Raw genomic sequence first — 16,259 nt, 5'->3', positions numbered from 1 at the left:
TTTCAAAGAAACCCGCGCTTGTCGCGGGTTTTTTCGTTAGAATTCACCCCCCTTTTTCTGAAACACGCTTTTTGGGATCTGCGCATTGCCGGGGTTCCTTGAAGTGCCTGACGGAGGCGGACAGCCTGTTTAGCTGTTACGCCCGTGGCGACTATGCAAGACACATTGAGAATCACCGAAGTTTTCTACTCGTTGCAGGGTGAAACTCGGACTGCCGGCCTGCCCACGGTTTTTGTGCGCCTGACCGGTTGCCCGTTGCGTTGCCAATACTGCGACAGCGCCTACGCGTTCACTGGCGGAACCATTCGCACCCTCGACGACATCCTCGAGCAGGTCGCCGGTTTCCGCCCGCGTTATGTCTGTGTCACGGGCGGCGAGCCCCTGGCGCAACCCAACGCCATTCCCTTGCTCAAGCGCTTGTGCGACGCCGGTTACGAAGTGTCACTGGAAACCAGTGGCTCTATCGATATATCGGCAGTAGATTCCCGGGTCAGTCGCGTTGTCGACCTGAAAACCCCGGGTTCGAAGGAAGCGCACCGCAATCGCTACGAAAACATCCAGCTGCTCACGCCCAACGATCAGGTGAAGTTTGTCATCTGTTCGCGGGAGGACTATGACTGGTCCGTTTCCAAACTGATCCAGTACGGTCTGGACCGGCGCGCCGGCGAAGTCCTGTTTTCGCCAAGCCACCATGATCTCAATGCCCGGGACCTGGCGGACTGGGTGGTGGCGGACAACCTGCCAGTGCGTTTGCAATTGCAGCTGCATAAATATCTATGGAATGACGAGCCGGGGCGCTGAAATGACTGAACAACTCAACACTGCTGAAAAACGTGCGGTCATCCTGCTGTCCGGTGGCCTGGACTCGGCGACCGTGGTAGCCATGGCGCGCGCCGAAGGCTACAGCTGCTACACCATGAGCTTCGACTACGGTCAGCGCTCTCACGCCGAACTGCACGCCGCCGAGCGCGTGGCGCGGGATCTGGGTGTGGTCGAGCACAAGGTAATCGGCCTGAACCTGAACGGCATGGGCGGCTCGGCGCTGACCGACCGCAGCATCGATATACCGGAAGAGCTGGGTGAGGGCATTCCTGTCACTTACGTGCCTGCGCGTAACACGGTGTTCCTGTCCCTGGCCCTGGGCTGGGCTGAAGTGCTCGGTGCACGGGACATCTTCATCGGCGTCAATGCGGTGGATTACTCCGGTTACCCGGACTGCCGTCCCGAGTTCATCGAGTCGTTCGAGCGCATGGCCAACCTGGCGACCAAAGCCGGCGTGGAAGGCAATGGTTTCCGCATCCAGGCGCCGCTGCAAAACCTCAGCAAGGCGCAGATCGTCCAGGCGGGCGTGAAGCTTGGCGTGAACTACGGGCTGACCGTTTCCTGCTATCAGGCCGACGATGATGGCCGTGCGTGCGGCAAATGCGACAGCTGCCGACTGCGCGCGGAAGGCTTTGCAGCGGCCGGAATCAGCGATCCAACACCTTATTTTTGATTATTTTCAAAATAGGTGTTGAATAGTCCTTAAAAATCAGTATTATACGCGCCACCACACAGCGGGTCGTTAGCTCAGTTGGTAGAGCAGTTGGCTTTTAACCAATTGGTCGTAGGTTCGAATCCCACACGACCCACCATTTTTAGCAGTTTTAAAAGTCTGGAAGGCCCACGCAAGTGAGGATTTCCGGATTTTTTTTTGCCTGCGATTCAAGTCCGCCTCGCTTCGGGCTGCTGCGCAAGGCGCAGGTCAGAATCATCTTTTGCATCTGTCGGATATTCTGTAGCCTTGCGCAGCTTCAACGCTGTCCGTACCTGATGAATACCCACTTTCCCGGCGGTACCCTGAAGGGTCCGGAGCCGGGTGTATACTCGACTTTCGCGCGAATGCGCTTGCAGGTCTTGCGAACATGACGCAAATATCCGAACGCCTTCTGGTTCAAGCCCACCTCGACGCCAAACAGCCCAAACCGCTGACCGCCGATGAAGAGGCTTACTACCGTGCCGCCATCGCTGCCGAGCTCAAGGCTCAGGACGCGGTGCTGGTGGCCCACTTCTATTGTGACCCTGTCATTCAGGCGCTGGCCGAAGAGACGGGGGGCTGTGTCTCCGACTCGCTGGAGATGGCCCGCTTCGGCAATGCCCATCCGGCCAAGACCGTGGTGGTCGCCGGCGTGAAGTTCATGGGGGAGACGGCCAAGATCCTCAATCCGGAGAAACGCGTGCTGATGCCGACCCTCGAAGCGACCTGTTCGCTCGACCTGGGGTGCCCGGTGGACGAGTTTTCCGCGTTCTGCGATCAACACCCGGAGCGCACGGTCGTGGTGTACGCCAACACTTCCGCTGCGGTAAAAGCCCGCGCGGATTGGGTGGTGACTTCAAGCTGTGCGCTGGAAATCGTCGAAAGCCTGATGGACAACGGCGAGACCATCATCTGGGGCCCGGACAAGCACCTGGGTACCTACATCCAGCGCCAGACCGGTGCCGACATGCTGCTGTGGGACGGTGCCTGCATCGTTCACGAAGAGTTCAAGTCCAAGCAGCTTGAAGACATGAAGGCGCTGTACCCGGATGCGGCGATCCTGGTGCACCCGGAGTCGCCGACTTCGGTGATTGAGCTGGCCGACGCCGTGGGCTCGACCAGCCAGTTGATCGCGGCGGCACAGAGCCTGCCGAACAAGACGCTGATCGTTGCCACCGACCGCGGCATCTTCTACAAGATGCAGCAGCTGTGCCCGGACAAGGTCTTTATCGAAGCCCCTACGGCGGGTAACGGCGCGGCGTGCCGCAGTTGCGCACATTGCCCGTGGATGGCCATGAACACCCTTGAGCGCACGCTCAAGGCGTTGAAAGAAGGCGCGAACGAGATCTTTGTCGATCCGGCGCTGATCCCGCAGGCGATTCGACCGCTCAAGCGGATGCTGGACTTCACCCAGGCGGCGCGGATGAAACTGGCCGGGAACGCATAAGATCTTTCAACCAAGCGCAAAAAACTGTGGGAGCGAGCTTGCTCGCGATAGCGGCGTATCAGTCACCATTGAAATTGACTGACACTACGCCATCGCGAGCAAGCTCGCTCCCAGAGTGGTTTCTGCGTCGGGAAATTACTTTGCCTTCTTCGGAATCCGCACAAGCCGGGTGTTGGAATACATGTCGTGCCAACTGCGTTTTTGCTTGTCGAACAGCGACCAGAAGAATCCCATGCCAACGCAAAGCAGCGAGGCAATCGACACCACAAAGCGCAACAGCGCCTGCCACAGGCTGATGGATGAGCCGTCGGCGTTCTGGACGCGAATGCACCAAACCTGCATGCCCAGGGTCTGACCCGACCAGGTCCAGAATTTGGCGAAGAAGCCAAACAGTACGAACAGCAGGACTGTGGAGAGCAGGGGATCGCCGTCCAGCGCGCCGGCTTCGGTCAGGGTGCGCATCCTTTCTTCGCCGATGATCGCCATCTGGATCATCTTGTAGATGCCGCTGGTGACGATCAGCAAGGCGGTGCACAGCAGGAAATCATAGAACATGGCTGCCAGACGACGACCCAGACCAGCGGCAGGAAAGTCGCCCTGGGGAGTAAGCAGGTGTTTCGACATGGCAGGCTCTCGGCGGAAAAAGAAGCCATTTTACGGATTTGCGCGCACAAAAAAGCCCCTGATGTCAGCATCAGGGGCTTTTTCGTTACAGAAGATTAGGCTTCTGCTTGTACTTCGTCAGCCTGCATGCCTTTCTGGCCCTGCACGGCGATGAAAGTCACTTTCTGGCCTTCTTTCAGGCTCTTGAAGCCGTTGCCCTGGATGGCGCGGAAATGCACGAACAGATCCGGACCGCTTTCAGGAGTGATAAAACCAAAACCTTTCTCGTCGTTAAACCACTTGACGGTACCGCTCTGACGTTGGGACATTTCTTATTTCCTTTGACGCAAAAAATTAATGACAGTCTCCTTCTCATGAAAGAGTACTGGGGCTGGTTGCAGGAGAGTAAGAAGACGTCGAACGGGATGTAGCTAACTTGTAGGCTACTGCCCAGGTCACGATTCCAAGCGACCCATGCAAACACAGTGAACAAACTCTACGCCAACTACGGGAGAAAAAACAAGCCCTGTGAAGGCCCCGTATTTCCTCAGGTTGATGGCAAAGTCAGTCCACTAGTGGGGCCTTATACGCTAGCGCTGTTCAAATGTTTTCGATCGTTATAAGCAAAGTTCATAATCGAAGCTTAGAGCCAAACAATGCACTATTTTATGGCGGTTGCGTTACACATTAGTGCACAGTTAACGCAACCGCGTTACTTATAGGAACATTCAATCAGCCGCGATAGTAGCGTTGTGGAACAAATGGCATTTTGCTTACAAGCAAAGGCACCTTTTTCCCACGCACAATCGCCCAGACGGGTGTGTCCAGTGCGATATAGGCGCTGTCGACATAACCCATGGCCAGCGGCCCGCCCAGGGTCGGCCCGAAACCGCCGCTGCAGACGCTACCGATGATGTCGCCGGCTTCGTTGACGATCTCGGCGCCCTCGCGCACCGGTGTGCGTTCCTGCGGTAACAGGCCGACGCGTTTGCGGCTGACACCTGCCTGTTGCTGGGCGAACACGGTTTCTGCGCCAGGGAAGCCGCCGGCCCGTGCGCCATCGGCGCGACGCGGCTTGGAGATCGCCCACAGCAGGCTCGCTTCGATCGGGCTGGTCTCGGTGTTCATGTCATGCCCGTACAGGCACAAGCCCGCCTCAAGGCGCAGGGAGTCGCGGGCGCCCAGGCCGATGGCGGCCACTTCCGGCTCGGCCAGCAGGGCGCGAGCCAGTGCTTCGGCGTTGGCGGCGGGGACGGAAATTTCGAAACCGTCTTCACCGGTGTAACCCGAGCGGCTGACAAAACAGTCCACGCCCAGCAGCTTCACGCGGGCGAACTGCATGAAGGTCATCTTCGCCACTGTAGGTGCCAGGCGCTCCAGTACCGTCACGGCAGCCGGGCCTTGCAGGGCGAGCAGCGCACGTTCTTCGAACAAAGGCTCGATCGTGCACTGCTCACCGATGTGCTTGCGCAGGTGGGCCAGGTCCTGATCCTTGCAAGCGGCGTTGACCACCAGGAACAGTTCGTCGTTGCCCAGGTTGGCGACCATCAGGTCATCGAGGATGCCGCCCGTCGCATTGGTGAACATCGCGTAACGCTGCATGCCCACCGGCAGGTCGATGATGTCCACCGGCACCAGGGTTTCCAGGGCCTTGGCGGCATCGGCGCCGGTCAGGCGGATCTGGCCCATGTGCGAGACATCGAACAGCCCGGCCTGGTCGCGGGTGTGCTGGTGTTCTTTCATCACGCCCAGCGGGTATTGCACCGGCATGTCATAGCCGGCGAACGGCACCATGCGCGCGCCGAGTTCGATGTGCAGTGCGTGCAACGGGGTTTTCAACAGTTGTTCGGTGGACATATTCAGCTCCTGAAGAAGGGTGCAGATGAGCGCGCATCAGCACTCGATAATGTTGACCGCCAAACCGCCACGGGCGGTTTCCTTGTATTTGCTTTTCATGTCGGCGCCGGTCTGGCGCATGGTGCGGATGACCTTGTCGAGGGAGACGAAATGTTGCCCGTCGCCACGCATGGCCATGCGCACCGCATTGATGGCCTTGACCGAACCCATGGCGTTGCGCTCGATGCAAGGCACCTGCACCAGCCCGCCAATCGGGTCGCAGGTCAGCCCGAGGTTGTGTTCCATGCCGATTTCCGCGGCGTTCTCCACTTGTTGCACGCTGCCACCGAGCACTTCGCACAAGGCTCCGGCCGCCATCGAGCAGGCGACGCCGACTTCACCCTGGCAGCCGACTTCGGCGCCGGAAATCGAGGCGTTTTCCTTGTACAGAATGCCGATGGCGGCGGCGGTGAGCAGAAAACGCACCACCCCGTCATCATTCGCGCCGGGGATAAAGCGCATGTAGTAATGCAGTACCGCCGGAATGATCCCGGCCGCACCATTGGTGGGTGCCGTGACCACGCGTCCGCCGTTGGCGTTTTCTTCGTTGACGGCCAGGGCGTACAGGTTGACCCAGTCCAGCACTGACAGCGGATCGCGCAAGGACGACTCAGGGTTGCTGCACAATTGCCGATGCAGCGCAGCCGCCCGGCGCTTGACCTTCAAGCCACCGGGCAGGATGCCTTCATTACGGCAACCGGCGGCGACGCAGTCCTGCATGACCTGCCAGATCTTCAGCAGGCCGGCGCGGGTTTCCGCTTCCGGGCGCCAGGCGCTTTCGTTCGTCAACATCACCTGGCTGATCGACAGGCCGTATTTGGCGCAATGAGCGAGCAGGTCCTTGGCGCTTTTGAAGGGGAAGGTCAGGGGCGTGGCGTCTTCGACGATGCGGTCGGCGCCGGCGGCGTCCTCATCGACCACGAAACCGCCGCCGACCGAGTAGTACTCGCGGCTGCGGATCTGCAAACCCGCCGCATCGAAGGCGCGAAAAATCATGCCGTTGGGGTGATAGGGCAAGGGTTTGCGAATCATCGCCAGGTGTTCTTTCTCGTTGAACGCAATGCTGTGTTCGCCGAGCAGGTTCAAGCGTGCGTTGCTGCGAATCTCTTGCAGGCGCGCAGCGACGGTTTCGGTATCCACGGTGTCCGGGTGTTCGCCTTCCAGGCCCAGCAGCACAGCCTTGTCACTGCCGTGGCCTTTGCCGGTGGCGCCGAGCGAGCCGTACAGCTCGACCTTGACGCAGGTGGTGGCCGTCAGCAGCCCTTCACGGCGCAGGCCTTCGACGAATCGCACAGCGGCGCGCATCGGGCCGACGGTGTGGGAGCTGGAGGGGCCGATGCCAATCTTGAACAGGTCGAACACGCTTAACGACATGGTGGTTCTCCGGTTTCTTGTTATAGGAATTCACGGAACATAAGACTTGGCACAGATCCCTGTGGGAGCGAGCTTGCTCGCGATAGCGGTCGTTCAGTCGACATTGATGGTGGCTGTCAGTCCGTCATCGCGAGCAAGCTCGCTCCCACAGGGTTGTGGGGTGTTCTGGAAATCGGGGGCGGATCAATCCGCCCCCTCATTGGTTTAAGCGTAGCTTTCGATCGACGGGCAGGCGCAGACCAGGTTGCGGTCGCCGAACACGTTGTCGACGCGACCGACCGGCGGCCAGTACTTGCCTTCGATCAGCGACGCAACCGGGTAAACCGCTTGCTCGCGGCTGTACGGGTGCGACCACTCGCCCACCAGTTCCTTGGCGGTGTGCGGAGCGTTTTTCAGCGGGTTGTCGTCCTTGTCCAGGGTGCCGTTTTCCACTGCGCGGATTTCTTCGCGGATGCGGATCATGGCGTCGCAGAAGCGGTCCAGTTCTTCCCTGGATTCGCTTTCGGTCGGCTCGATCATCAGCGTGCCGGCTACCGGGAACGACATGGTCGGCGCGTGGAAACCGAAGTCGATCAGGCGCTTGGCCACGTCATCGACGCTGATGCCGCTGCTGTCTTTCAATGGACGCAGGTCGAGGATGCACTCATGCGCCACCAGGCCGTTGCTGCCGGTGTACAGCACTGGATAGTGCTCTTCGAGGCGACGGGAGATGTAGTTGGCATTGAGGATCGCCAGCTGCGAAGCACGCTTGAGGCCCGCGCCACCCATCATGCGAATGTACATCCAGGTGATCGGCAGGATGCTCGCGCTGCCGAACGGTGCCGCGCAAACGGCGCCTTCCTTGCGCTCCATCTGTGCGTGGCCCGGCAGGAACGGCGCCAGGTGCGATTTCACACCGATCGGGCCGACGCCCGGGCCGCCACCGCCGTGGGGGATGCAGAAGGTCTTGTGCAGGTTCAGGTGCGACACGTCGCCGCCGAACTTGCCCGGCGCGCAGAGGCCGACCATGGCGTTCATGTTGGCGCCGTCGATGTACACCTGGCCGCCGTTGTCATGAACGATGCCGCAGATTTCGCGGATGCCTTCTTCGAACACGCCGTGGGTCGACGGGTAGGTGATCATCAGTGCGGCGAGGTGCTCGCGGTGCTCGATGGCCTTGGCGCGCAGGTCTTCGATGTCGACGTTGCCACGGGCATCGCACGCGGTCACGACCACACGCATACCGGCCATCTGAGCGGTGGCCGGGTTGGTGCCGTGGGCCGACGACGGGATCAGGCAGATGTCGCGGCGGTCTTCGCCACGGCTCTGGTGGTAGGCACGGATCGCCAAGAGACCTGCGTATTCACCCTGGGAGCCGGCGTTCGGTTGCAAGGATACCGAGTCGTAGCCGGTCGCAGCGCACAGCATGGCTTCCAGTTCGTCGGTCAATTGCTGATAACCGGCGCTTTGCTCGGCCGGGGCGAACGGATGCAGAGCACCGAACTCGGCCCAGGTCACCGGGATCATTTCGCTGGCGGCGTTGAGTTTCATGGTGCACGAACCCAGCGGGATCATGGTGCGGTCCAGCGCCAGGTCCTTGTCCGCCAGTTTGCGCAGGTAGCGCATCAGCTCGGTTTCCGAGTGATAACGGTTGAACACCGGGTGGCTGAGGATCGGCGACTGACGTACCAGCGCGGCCGGGATGGCGCTCTGCACCGAGGCGGCAAGGCCGGCGAAGTCCGGCAGGGCCTTGCCGTCGGACAGCAGGCTCCACAGGGTTTCAACGTCGGCCTGAGTGGTGGTTTCGTCCAGGGACAGGCCCAGGCGTTCGCCATCGACCACGCGCAGGTTGATGCGCTGGGCGTGCGCCTTGTCGTGCAGGGCGGCGGTTTGAGCGCCGGTCTTCACGGTCAGGGTGTCGAAGAAGTTCGCTTGCTCGACGTTCAGACCCAATGCGCTCAAGCCTTTGGCCAGGATCGCAGTCAGGTGATGCACGCGATTGGCGATCTGCGTCAGGCCTTTCGGACCGTGGTACACGGCGTACATGCTGGCGATGTTGGCCAGCAGCACTTGCGCGGTGCAGATGTTCGACGTGGCTTTCTCGCGACGGATGTGTTGTTCGCGGGTCTGCATGGCCAAACGCAGGGCCGGGTTGCCGAAACGGTCTACGGAAACACCGACCAGGCGGCCCGGCATGTCACGCTTGAATGCATCCTTGGTGGAGAAGTACGCCGCGTGCGGGCCACCGAAGCCCAGCGGCACGCCGAAGCGCTGTGCGCTGCCGATGGCCACGTCGGCACCGAACTCGCCCGGTGCGGTCAGCACGGTCAGGGCCAGCAGGTCGGCTGCCACGGCGACGAGGGCGTTGGCGGCGTGGAAACGTTCGGTCAGCTCGCGGTAATCGAACACGTCACCGTTGCTTGCCGGGTATTGCAGCAGGGCGCCGAAGAACGGCGTCACGTCGGTCAGTTCACGCTCGTCGCCAACCACCACGTCGATGCCCAGAGGCTCGGCACGGGTGCGCAGTACGTCGAGGGTCTGCGGGTGGCAATGCACGGAGGCGAAGAACTGATGGCTGCCTTTGTTCTTGCTCAGGCGTTTGCAGAAGGTCATGGCTTCGGCAGCGGCGGTGGCTTCGTCGAGCAGCGAGGCGTTGGCGATCGGCAGGCCGGTGAGGTCGCTGATCAGGGTCTGGAAGTTCAGCAGCGCTTCGAGACGGCCCTGGGAGATTTCTGGCTGGTACGGGGTGTAGGCGGTGTACCAGGCCGGGTTTTCCAGCAGGTTGCGCAGGATCGGCGACGGCGTGTGGGTGCCGTAGTAACCCTGGCCGATGAAGGTCTTGAACAGCTGGTTTTTGCTCGCGATGGACTTGATCAGGGCCAGGGCATCGGCTTCGCTCAAGCCGTCTTCCAGGCCGAGGACGCTGGTGCCCTTGATGCTGTCGGGAATCACGCTGGCGCTCAGGGCTTCCAGGGAGTCGAAACCGAGGCTGTTGAGCATGGCTTGCTCGTCACCGGCGCGCGGGCCGATGTGACGGGCGATGAATTCATTGGCGGTGGTCAGATTGATCTGGGTCATGTCAGTGCTCCTCAGGCTTCGGCTTGGGCTTTGATCAGGCGGTCGTAGGCGTCCTGGTCCAGCAGTTGGCCGACAGCGCAGGCATCGGCAGGTTTGAAACGGAAGAACCAGCCTTCACCCAGCGGATCTTCGTTGACCAGCTCAGGGCTGCTGTCCAGCGCCGGGTTCACTTCCAGCACTTCGCCGTCCAGCGGCATGTACACGCCGCTGGCAGCCTTTACCGATTCCACGGTGGCGGCTTCGGCGCCTTTGTCGTAGGACTGCAGCTCAGGCAGTTGAACGAAAACCACGTCGCCCAAGGCGTTCTGTGCGAAAGCGGTGATGCCGACCGTGACGCTGCCGTCAGCTTCGGTGCGCAGCCATTCGTGATCTTCAGTAAAACGCAACTCGCTCATGGAAACTCCTAAGGGGCCAGACTCGTCTGGTGGACGCGATTGAATGCTTGGGCGATGCCCTGGTTATGGAGAACTACATAGCAAGAACGCGGCCAATGTTGTTTTTATTGTTATTGATCAATGATTTAGGCGGTTGTGACAAAGATAGAAATTCATTCGCTGTAGCGAAATCGATACGGCGTATGTCAATGATAAAAGCCGAGGTGGATCAAAGCCTTGCACAGCCGTGATCGGAGAGGGATGTAGCGATATCGTTCCGCTGTAGCGCTTTCAGTACAGGTGGAGGTCGTTTTTGAACTCGGTATTGAATTTGACGCAGCACATGTGGGAGCGGGCTTGCTCGCGAAGGCGTAGAGTCAGGCGACGATGTATTGACTGATGTACCGTCTTCGCGAGCAAGCCCGCTCCCACATTGACCGAGGGTGGTTCAGGCCTTGCTTGGAATCCCATACTTGCGCAACCGATGGGCAATCGCGGTGTGGGAGGTTTGCAGGCGGGTCGCCAGTTGCCGGGTCGAGGGATAGCTGACGTAGAGTTTTTCCAGCAGGGTCTTCTCGAATTCGTCCATGGCCTGTTCCAGGCTGTCGACGTCATGGTCGCCCTGGCGGGCCACCGAGGTGCCGGCGATGTCGAGGTCACCAATGTCCACCAGGCTGCTTTCGCAAATCGCCGCGGCGCGGAAGATCACGTTCTGCAATTGCCGCACGTTGCCCGGCCAGCGGTTGCCCAGCAGCGCCGGGTAAGTGCCTGGCGCCAGGCGACAGATCGGGCGCTGGATCTGCGCACAGGCCTGCTGCATGAAGTAGCGGGCCAGCAGCAGGATGTCCTGGCCGCGCTCGCGCAGGGGCGGGACTTCGACGTTGAGGACGTTGAGGCGATAGAACAGGTCTTCGCGGAACAGGCCTTCGCTCACCATTTTTTCCAGGTCGCGGTGGGTCGCGCTGAGGATCCGCACGTTGACCTTGACCTCACGGTCACCGCCGACCCGGCGAAAACTGCCGTCGTTGAGGAACCGCAACAGCTTGGCTTGCAAATACGGCGACATCTCGCCGATTTCATCGAGAAACACCGTGCCCTGGTTGGCCAGCTCCATCAGCCCTGGTTTGCCGCCGCGTTGCGCGCCGGTGAAAGCGCCGGGGGCGTAGCCGAACAGTTCACTTTCGGCGAGGTTCTCCGGTAATGCCGCGCAGTTCAACGCCAGAAACGGTGAGCTGTGCCGGGCGCTGATGGCGTGACAGGCACGGGCCACCAGTTCCTTGCCGGTGCCGGTTTCACCCTGGATCAGCAGCGGTGCATCGAGGGCGGCCACCCGCTGGGCGCGCGCCTTGAGGGTGCGGATCACCGGGGACTCGCCGAGCAGGGCATCGAAACCTTCGGCGTGGTCATGGTGCAGTGCGGACAGGCGTTCGCCGATGCGGTTCGGTTGGTACAGGGTCAGCAGGGCGCCGGCGTCGGTGATCGGTGTGGCGTCGAGCAGGAAGGTCTGGCCATTGACGATGATTTCCCGCAGCGGCAGGCGAAAGCCGTGTTCGAGCAGGGCGTCGAGCAAGGCCGGGTCGGCAAACAGCTCGGCCACACTTTCACCATTCGGTTCGCGGCCGTACAGAGCGATCAACGCCGGGTTGGCCAGCAGCACCTTGCCGTCGCTGTCCAGTGCCAGCACCGGGTCGGTCATGGCGGCCAGCAATGCGTCGAGCTGCAAGTGCCGACGCTGGCCGGGCAGGATGTCGACCACCGTCACCGCTTGCACTCCACGCACGCTGAACAGGGCATCGCGCAGTTCTTCGAGGACTTGCGGGCTCAGGGTCGGGGCGTCGATGTAAACATTGGGCGGGACCATTTCCACCGCATCCAGGTTCAGATTGCGCCCGCCAAGCAGGGCCAGGACTTCCTGGGTGATACCGACGCGGTCGATGAAGCTGACGTGGATACGCATGGGGCGGTTTCGGGTTCTGCAGTGCGGAGGGTGGCAAGTATGCCTTGGGGCGGGCTAATGGTGAAATCCTGCGCGGACTTCAATAGGGCGATGATCCCCCTGTGGGAGCGGGCTTGCTCGCGAAAGCGTCGTGTCAGGCACCATCGTTGGCGACTGGTACACCGCTTTCGCGAGCAAGCCCGCTCCCACAGGGAAATGTGGGCTACTCGAATTTCTCGAGATCTATCGGGTCGCCGGATTTCATATTCAGTTGCGTGCGGATGTCTTCGAACATCAGGTCGTAATGCTTGTGCACCGAGCCGATCTGGCTATGTGTCTTTGGGATACCGTACTTCTCTGCGATTTTCGTCACGTTGTTGGCAAAGTTGTAGGCCTCCTCCTTTGGCAGGAAGAAGGTCTCTGTCATCTCCTTTCCCTGCATGCTGCCATGCATGGTGAACTCGATCCCTTTGCCTTTCTTGGGATCCTGCGCGACCTTATAGTCGAGGTGCACGTTGTAGCTGACATCATCATTGGTCAGCGCGTGACGCTCGATGTGCAAGTGGCCTGGCTCAAACATTGCCATGGACGTCTCTCCTTACAAGTAAATAATGCCCGGTGTCGCCGTGCTGATGCGCGTACCGGCCTTGCCCTGGACGATCGCTTCGATGTCCGCGAGCGAGCCAATCACCGCCACTTTTCCAGTATGGCGCGCGAATTCGCAGGCTGCCTGCACCTTCGGTCCCATGGAGCCGGCGGCGAAGCCGAGTTTTTCCATTTCGTCGGGGTGTGCCTGGGCGATGGCTTTCTGCGTGGGTTTGCCAAAGTCGATGAAAGCGGCGTTGACGTCGGTGGCGATCACCAGCAAGTCGGCTTCAAGCTGTTCGGCCAGCAGCGCCGAGCACAGGTCCTTGTCGATGACCGCTTCGACGCCCTCGAGTTTGCCGGGCGAGGTATACATGGTCGGAATGCCGCCGCCGCCGGCGCAGATCACGATGCTGCTTTTTTCCAGCAGCCATTTGATCGGACGGATTTCGAAGATGCGCTTGGGTTTCGGACTGGCGACCACGCGACGGTACTTGTCGCCGTCCGGGGCAATGGCCCAGCCTTTCTCGGCGGCGAGTTGTTCCGCCTCGGCCTTGCTGTAGACCGGGCCGATGGGTTTGGTCGGGTTCTTGAAGGCCGGGTCATTGGCATCGACTTCGACCTGGGTCAGCAGGGTCGCGAAGGGCACTTCGAAGTCCAGCAGGTTGCCCAGTTCCTGTTCGATGATGTAACCGATCATGCCTTCGGTCTCGGCACCGAGCACGTCCAGCGGGTAGGGCGAAACCGAGGTGTAGGCCGCCGCCTGCAATGACAGCAGGCCGACCTGGGGGCCATTGCCGTGGGCGATGACGAGTTGGTTGCCGGGATGGATCTTGGCGATCTGTTCGGTGGCGATCCGGATGTTGGCGCGCTGGTTGTCAGCGGTCATCGGTTCGCCGCGGCGGAGCAGGGCATTACCGCCCAGAGCAACGACGATACGCATGGTGTCAGTCCTTCTAAGCAAAGAGGTTGCAAGCAACGCGGTCTATCTGTGGAACCCGGACCAGTGTGGGAGCGGGCTTGCTCGCGAATACGGCGTGTCAGTCGACATCATTGTTGTCTGATACACCGCTTTCGCGAGCAAGCCCGCTCCCACAGGGGGGCGTGTTCCGTCAGTGGGAGCCGAGTCAGCCGTTAAAGATCAGCCAGCGTCGACACCAGAATCGCCTTGATGGTGTGCATGCGGTTTTCCGCTTGCTCGAAGGCGATGCAGGCCGGCGACTCGAACACGTCATCGGTCACTTCGATGCCGTTGCTCAGGTGCGGGTACTGCTCGGCAATCTGCTTGCCGACCTTGGTATCACAGTTGTGGAACGCCGGCAGGCAGTGCATGAACTTGGTGCGCGGGTTGCCGGTGGCTTTCATCAGTTCGGCGTTGACCTGATACGGCAGCAGTTGCTGGATGCGTTCGGCCCAGGCTTCAACCGGTTCGCCCATCGACACCCAGACATCGGTGTGGATGAAGTCGACGCCCTTGACCGCCGCTTTCGGGTCTTCGGTGAGGGTGATGCGCGCGCCGCTTTCTTCACCGTACTGTTTGCAGCGGGCGACCAGGTCGTCTGCCGGCCACAGGGCTTTTGGCGCGCAGATGCGCACGTCCATGCCGAGCTTGGCGCCGATCAGCAACAGCGAGTTACCCATGTTGTTGCGCGCGTCGCCGAGGTAGGCGTAGCTGATTTCGTGGATCGGTTTGTCGGCGTGTTCACGCATGGTCAGCACGTCGGCGATCATTTGTGTCGGGTGATACTCGTCGGTCAGGCCGTTGAACACCGGTACGCCGGCGAACTTGGCCAGCTCCTCGACGATTTCCTGCTTGAAGCCACGGTACTCGATGGCGTCGTACATGCGCCCGAGCACGCGGGCGGTGTCCTTCATGCTTTCCTTGTGGCCGATCTGCGAGGAGTTCGGGTCGATGTAGGTTACGTTGGCGCCCTGGTCATAGGCGGCGACTTCAAACGCGCAGCGGGTGCGGGTCGAGGTTTTTTCGAAGATCAGCGCGATGTTGTTGCCCTTGAGATGCTGCTGTTCGGTGCCGGTGTACTTGGCACGCTTGAGGTCGCGGGACAGGTCGAGCAGGTAGCGCAATTCGCGAGGGGTGTGGTGTTCCAGGCTCAGCAGATTGCGGTTATGGATGTTGAACGCCATTTTGGATCTCCTAAGGTGTCGGTTATCCCCTTGGCCCGAACTCGGTAAGTGCGGGCCAAGGTAATAGGTTAGTAGTCGATCGGATCGCGGATGATCGGGCAGGTCATGCAATGGCCGCCGCCCCGTCCCCGGCCGAGTTCGCCGGCGCTGATGGTGATGACCTCCACCCCGGCCTTGCGCATCAGGGTATTGGTGTAGGTATTGCGGTCGTAGCCGATGACCACGCCCGGCTCCACGGCCACCACGTTGTTGCCGTCGTCCCATTGCTCGCGTTCGGCGGCGAAGCTGTTGCCGCCGGTTTCCACCACGCGCAACGCTTTGAGGTTGAGGGCCTGGGCCACGGTGTCGAGGAAGTTGGTTTCTTCGCGTCGGATGTCGATGCCGCCTGCCTTGCTTTCATCGGGACGCAGGGTGAAGGCGACAATCTGGTTCACTACTTCCGGGAAAATCGTGACGAGGTCGCGATCGCAGAAGCTGAACACGGTGTCCAGGTGCATCGCCGCGCGGGATTTCGGCAGGCCGGCGACTATCACTTTCTCCACGGCCTTGTTCTTGAACAGGTTCACCGCCAGTTGGGCAATGGCCTGGCGCGAGGAGCGTTCGCCCATGCCGATCAACACCACGCCGTTACCGATGGGCATCACATCACCGCCCTCAAGGGTGGCGTTGCCGTGGTCCTTGTCCGGGTCGCCGTACCAGATCTGGAAGTCGGCGTTGGTGAACTCGGGGTGGAATTTGTAGATGGCGGTGGTCAGCAGGGTCTCCTGACGGCGCGCCGGCCAGTACATCGGGTTGAGGGTGACCCCACCGTAGATCCAGCAGGTGGTATCGCGGGTGAACTGGGTGTTGGGCAGCGGCGGCAGGATAAAGCTTGAGTGGCCGAGGAAATCGCGGAACATCTCGATGGCCTTGCCGCCGAAACTGGTCGGTAAGTCGTCGCCCGATACGCCGCCGATCAGGAACTCGGCGATGTGACGTGGCTCCAGGCTGCGCAGCCACGACGCGGTTTCGTTGATCAGGCCCAGACCCACCGAGTTGGCGGTGATCTTGCGTTCCAGAATCCAGTCCAGGGCTTCGGGGATGGCGACGATGTCGGTCAGCAGGTTGTGCATTTCCAGCACATCGACGTTACGTTCGCGCATCTTGGTGACGAAGTCGAAATGGTCGCGCTTGGCCTGGGCCACCCACAGCACATCATCGAACAGCAGTTCATCGCAGTTGTTCGGGGTCAGCCGCTGATGGGCAAGGCCTGGGGAGCAAACCATGACTTTGCGCAGTTTGCCGGCTTCGGAATGGACGCCGTACTTAACTTTTTCCGTGGTCATT

At 60.7% G+C, this 16,259-nt stretch carries 14 protein-coding genes and 1 tRNA gene; 4 read left to right on the top strand and 11 right to left on the bottom strand.

Going from position 1 to position 16,259, the window contains the following annotated elements:
- The first annotated feature begins 153 nt into the window (after nt 1–153).
- The 4 genes from queE (at nt 154) to nadA (ending at nt 2,963) form a co-directional block, all read left to right on the top strand.
- On the top strand, nt 154–801 hold the full coding sequence (gene queE, locus ACXX83_RS18825) for a 7-carboxy-7-deazaguanine synthase QueE (RefSeq protein WP_458549322.1): 648 nt from the start codon (nt 154–156) through the stop codon (nt 799–801).
- Nucleotide 802: 1 nt separating this feature from the next.
- Nucleotides 803–1,495 carry a 7-cyano-7-deazaguanine synthase QueC gene (gene queC / locus ACXX83_RS18820; RefSeq protein WP_126047263.1) on the top strand — a complete coding sequence of 231 codons (693 nt, stop codon included), beginning with the start codon at nt 803–805 and terminating at the stop codon, nt 1,493–1,495.
- Between the two features lie 63 nt (nt 1,496–1,558).
- Nucleotides 1,559–1,634, top strand: a tRNA-Lys gene (locus tag ACXX83_RS18815).
- A 270-nt stretch (nt 1,635–1,904) separates the two neighbouring features.
- Nucleotides 1,905–2,963 (top strand): quinolinate synthase NadA, encoded by a 1,059-nt coding sequence (gene nadA / locus ACXX83_RS18810; protein WP_007995624.1) that lies wholly within the window; start codon nt 1,905–1,907, stop codon nt 2,961–2,963.
- A gap of 135 nt (nt 2,964–3,098) precedes the next feature.
- On the opposite strand, the gene ACXX83_RS18805 is transcribed toward nadA, so the two are convergent.
- The 11 genes from ACXX83_RS18805 to arcA all read right to left on the bottom strand — a co-directional run bounded on the left by ACXX83_RS18805 (nt 3,099) and on the right by arcA (nt 16,258).
- On the bottom strand, nt 3,099–3,587 hold the full coding sequence (locus ACXX83_RS18805) for an RDD family protein (RefSeq protein ID WP_458549320.1): 489 nt from the start codon (nt 3,585–3,587) through the stop codon (nt 3,099–3,101).
- Nucleotides 3,588–3,682: 95 nt separating this feature from the next.
- Nucleotides 3,683–3,895 (bottom strand): cold-shock protein, encoded by a 213-nt coding sequence (locus ACXX83_RS18800; RefSeq protein WP_007977299.1) that lies wholly within the window; start codon nt 3,893–3,895, stop codon nt 3,683–3,685.
- A 403-nt stretch (nt 3,896–4,298) separates the two neighbouring features.
- Complete coding sequence (gcvT, locus tag ACXX83_RS18795; protein ID WP_015096593.1) at nt 4,299–5,423, bottom strand: glycine cleavage system aminomethyltransferase GcvT; 1,125 nt, start codon at nt 5,421–5,423, stop codon at nt 4,299–4,301.
- A gap of 36 nt (nt 5,424–5,459) precedes the next feature.
- The gene (locus ACXX83_RS18790) at nt 5,460–6,836 is read right to left on the bottom strand and encodes an L-serine ammonia-lyase (RefSeq protein WP_015096592.1); all 1,377 of its coding nucleotides are present in this window, start codon (nt 6,834–6,836) and stop codon (nt 5,460–5,462) included.
- 204 nt (nt 6,837–7,040) lie between these two features.
- Complete coding sequence (gcvP, locus tag ACXX83_RS18785; protein WP_458549319.1) at nt 7,041–9,893, bottom strand: aminomethyl-transferring glycine dehydrogenase; 2,853 nt, start codon at nt 9,891–9,893, stop codon at nt 7,041–7,043.
- A gap of 11 nt (nt 9,894–9,904) precedes the next feature.
- On the bottom strand, nt 9,905–10,288 hold the full coding sequence (gcvH, locus tag ACXX83_RS18780; protein WP_015096590.1) for a glycine cleavage system protein GcvH: 384 nt from the start codon (nt 10,286–10,288) through the stop codon (nt 9,905–9,907).
- A 427-nt stretch (nt 10,289–10,715) separates the two neighbouring features.
- On the bottom strand, nt 10,716–12,224 hold the full coding sequence (gene gcsR, locus ACXX83_RS18775; protein WP_458549317.1) for a transcriptional regulator GcsR: 1,509 nt from the start codon (nt 12,222–12,224) through the stop codon (nt 10,716–10,718).
- A gap of 202 nt (nt 12,225–12,426) precedes the next feature.
- The gene (locus ACXX83_RS18770; RefSeq protein WP_458549315.1) at nt 12,427–12,789 is read right to left on the bottom strand and encodes a DUF5064 family protein; all 363 of its coding nucleotides are present in this window, start codon (nt 12,787–12,789) and stop codon (nt 12,427–12,429) included.
- A 12-nt stretch (nt 12,790–12,801) separates the two neighbouring features.
- A complete protein-coding gene (gene arcC / locus ACXX83_RS18765) occupies nt 12,802–13,731 on the bottom strand; it encodes a carbamate kinase (RefSeq protein WP_007977288.1) in 930 nt (309 codons plus the stop codon).
- 191 nt (nt 13,732–13,922) lie between these two features.
- The gene (locus ACXX83_RS18760; protein ID WP_007974406.1) at nt 13,923–14,933 is read right to left on the bottom strand and encodes an ornithine carbamoyltransferase; all 1,011 of its coding nucleotides are present in this window, start codon (nt 14,931–14,933) and stop codon (nt 13,923–13,925) included.
- 68 nt (nt 14,934–15,001) lie between these two features.
- Nucleotides 15,002–16,258 carry an arginine deiminase gene (gene arcA / locus ACXX83_RS18755; RefSeq protein WP_126047255.1) on the bottom strand — a complete coding sequence of 419 codons (1,257 nt, stop codon included), beginning with the start codon at nt 16,256–16,258 and terminating at the stop codon, nt 15,002–15,004.
- Between the last annotated feature and the right edge of the window lies 1 nt (nt 16,259).

The organism is Pseudomonas sp. GNP012, assembly GCF_054343835.1.
The sequence above is the reverse complement of the archived record's forward strand: the minus strand, read 5'-3'. Positions and strand labels throughout refer to the sequence as shown.

Bases quoted from the DNA above. Each gene is read 5' to 3' on its own strand.
- ACXX83_RS18800 (WP_007977299.1), bottom strand. From the start codon at position 3,895: ATGTCCCAACGTCAGAGCGGTACCGTCAAGTGGTTTAACGACGAGAAA.
- arcA (WP_126047255.1), bottom strand. From the start codon at position 16,258: ATGACCACGGAAAAAGTTAAGTACGGCGTCCATTCCGAAGCCGGCAAA.
- ACXX83_RS18770 (WP_458549315.1), bottom strand. From the start codon at position 12,789: ATGGCAATGTTTGAGCCAGGCCACTTGCACATCGAGCGTCACGCGCTG.
- gcvH (WP_015096590.1), bottom strand. From the start codon at position 10,288: ATGAGCGAGTTGCGTTTTACTGAAGATCACGAATGGCTGCGCACCGAA.
- nadA (WP_007995624.1), top strand. From the start codon at position 1,905: ATGACGCAAATATCCGAACGCCTTCTGGTTCAAGCCCACCTCGACGCC.
- queC (WP_126047263.1), top strand. From the start codon at position 803: ATGACTGAACAACTCAACACTGCTGAAAAACGTGCGGTCATCCTGCTG.
- arcC (WP_007977288.1), bottom strand. From the start codon at position 13,731: ATGCGTATCGTCGTTGCTCTGGGCGGTAATGCCCTGCTCCGCCGCGGC.
- gcvP (WP_458549319.1), bottom strand. From the start codon at position 9,893: ATGACCCAGATCAATCTGACCACCGCCAATGAATTCATCGCCCGTCAC.
- gcsR (WP_458549317.1), bottom strand. From the start codon at position 12,224: ATGCGTATCCACGTCAGCTTCATCGACCGCGTCGGTATCACCCAGGAA.
- ACXX83_RS18760 (WP_007974406.1), bottom strand. From the start codon at position 14,933: ATGGCGTTCAACATCCATAACCGCAATCTGCTGAGCCTGGAACACCAC.
- ACXX83_RS18790 (WP_015096592.1), bottom strand. From the start codon at position 6,836: ATGTCGTTAAGCGTGTTCGACCTGTTCAAGATTGGCATCGGCCCCTCC.
- queE (WP_458549322.1), top strand. From the start codon at position 154: ATGCAAGACACATTGAGAATCACCGAAGTTTTCTACTCGTTGCAGGGT.
- gcvT (WP_015096593.1), bottom strand. From the start codon at position 5,423: ATGTCCACCGAACAACTGTTGAAAACCCCGTTGCACGCACTGCACATC.
- ACXX83_RS18805 (WP_458549320.1), bottom strand. From the start codon at position 3,587: ATGTCGAAACACCTGCTTACTCCCCAGGGCGACTTTCCTGCCGCTGGT.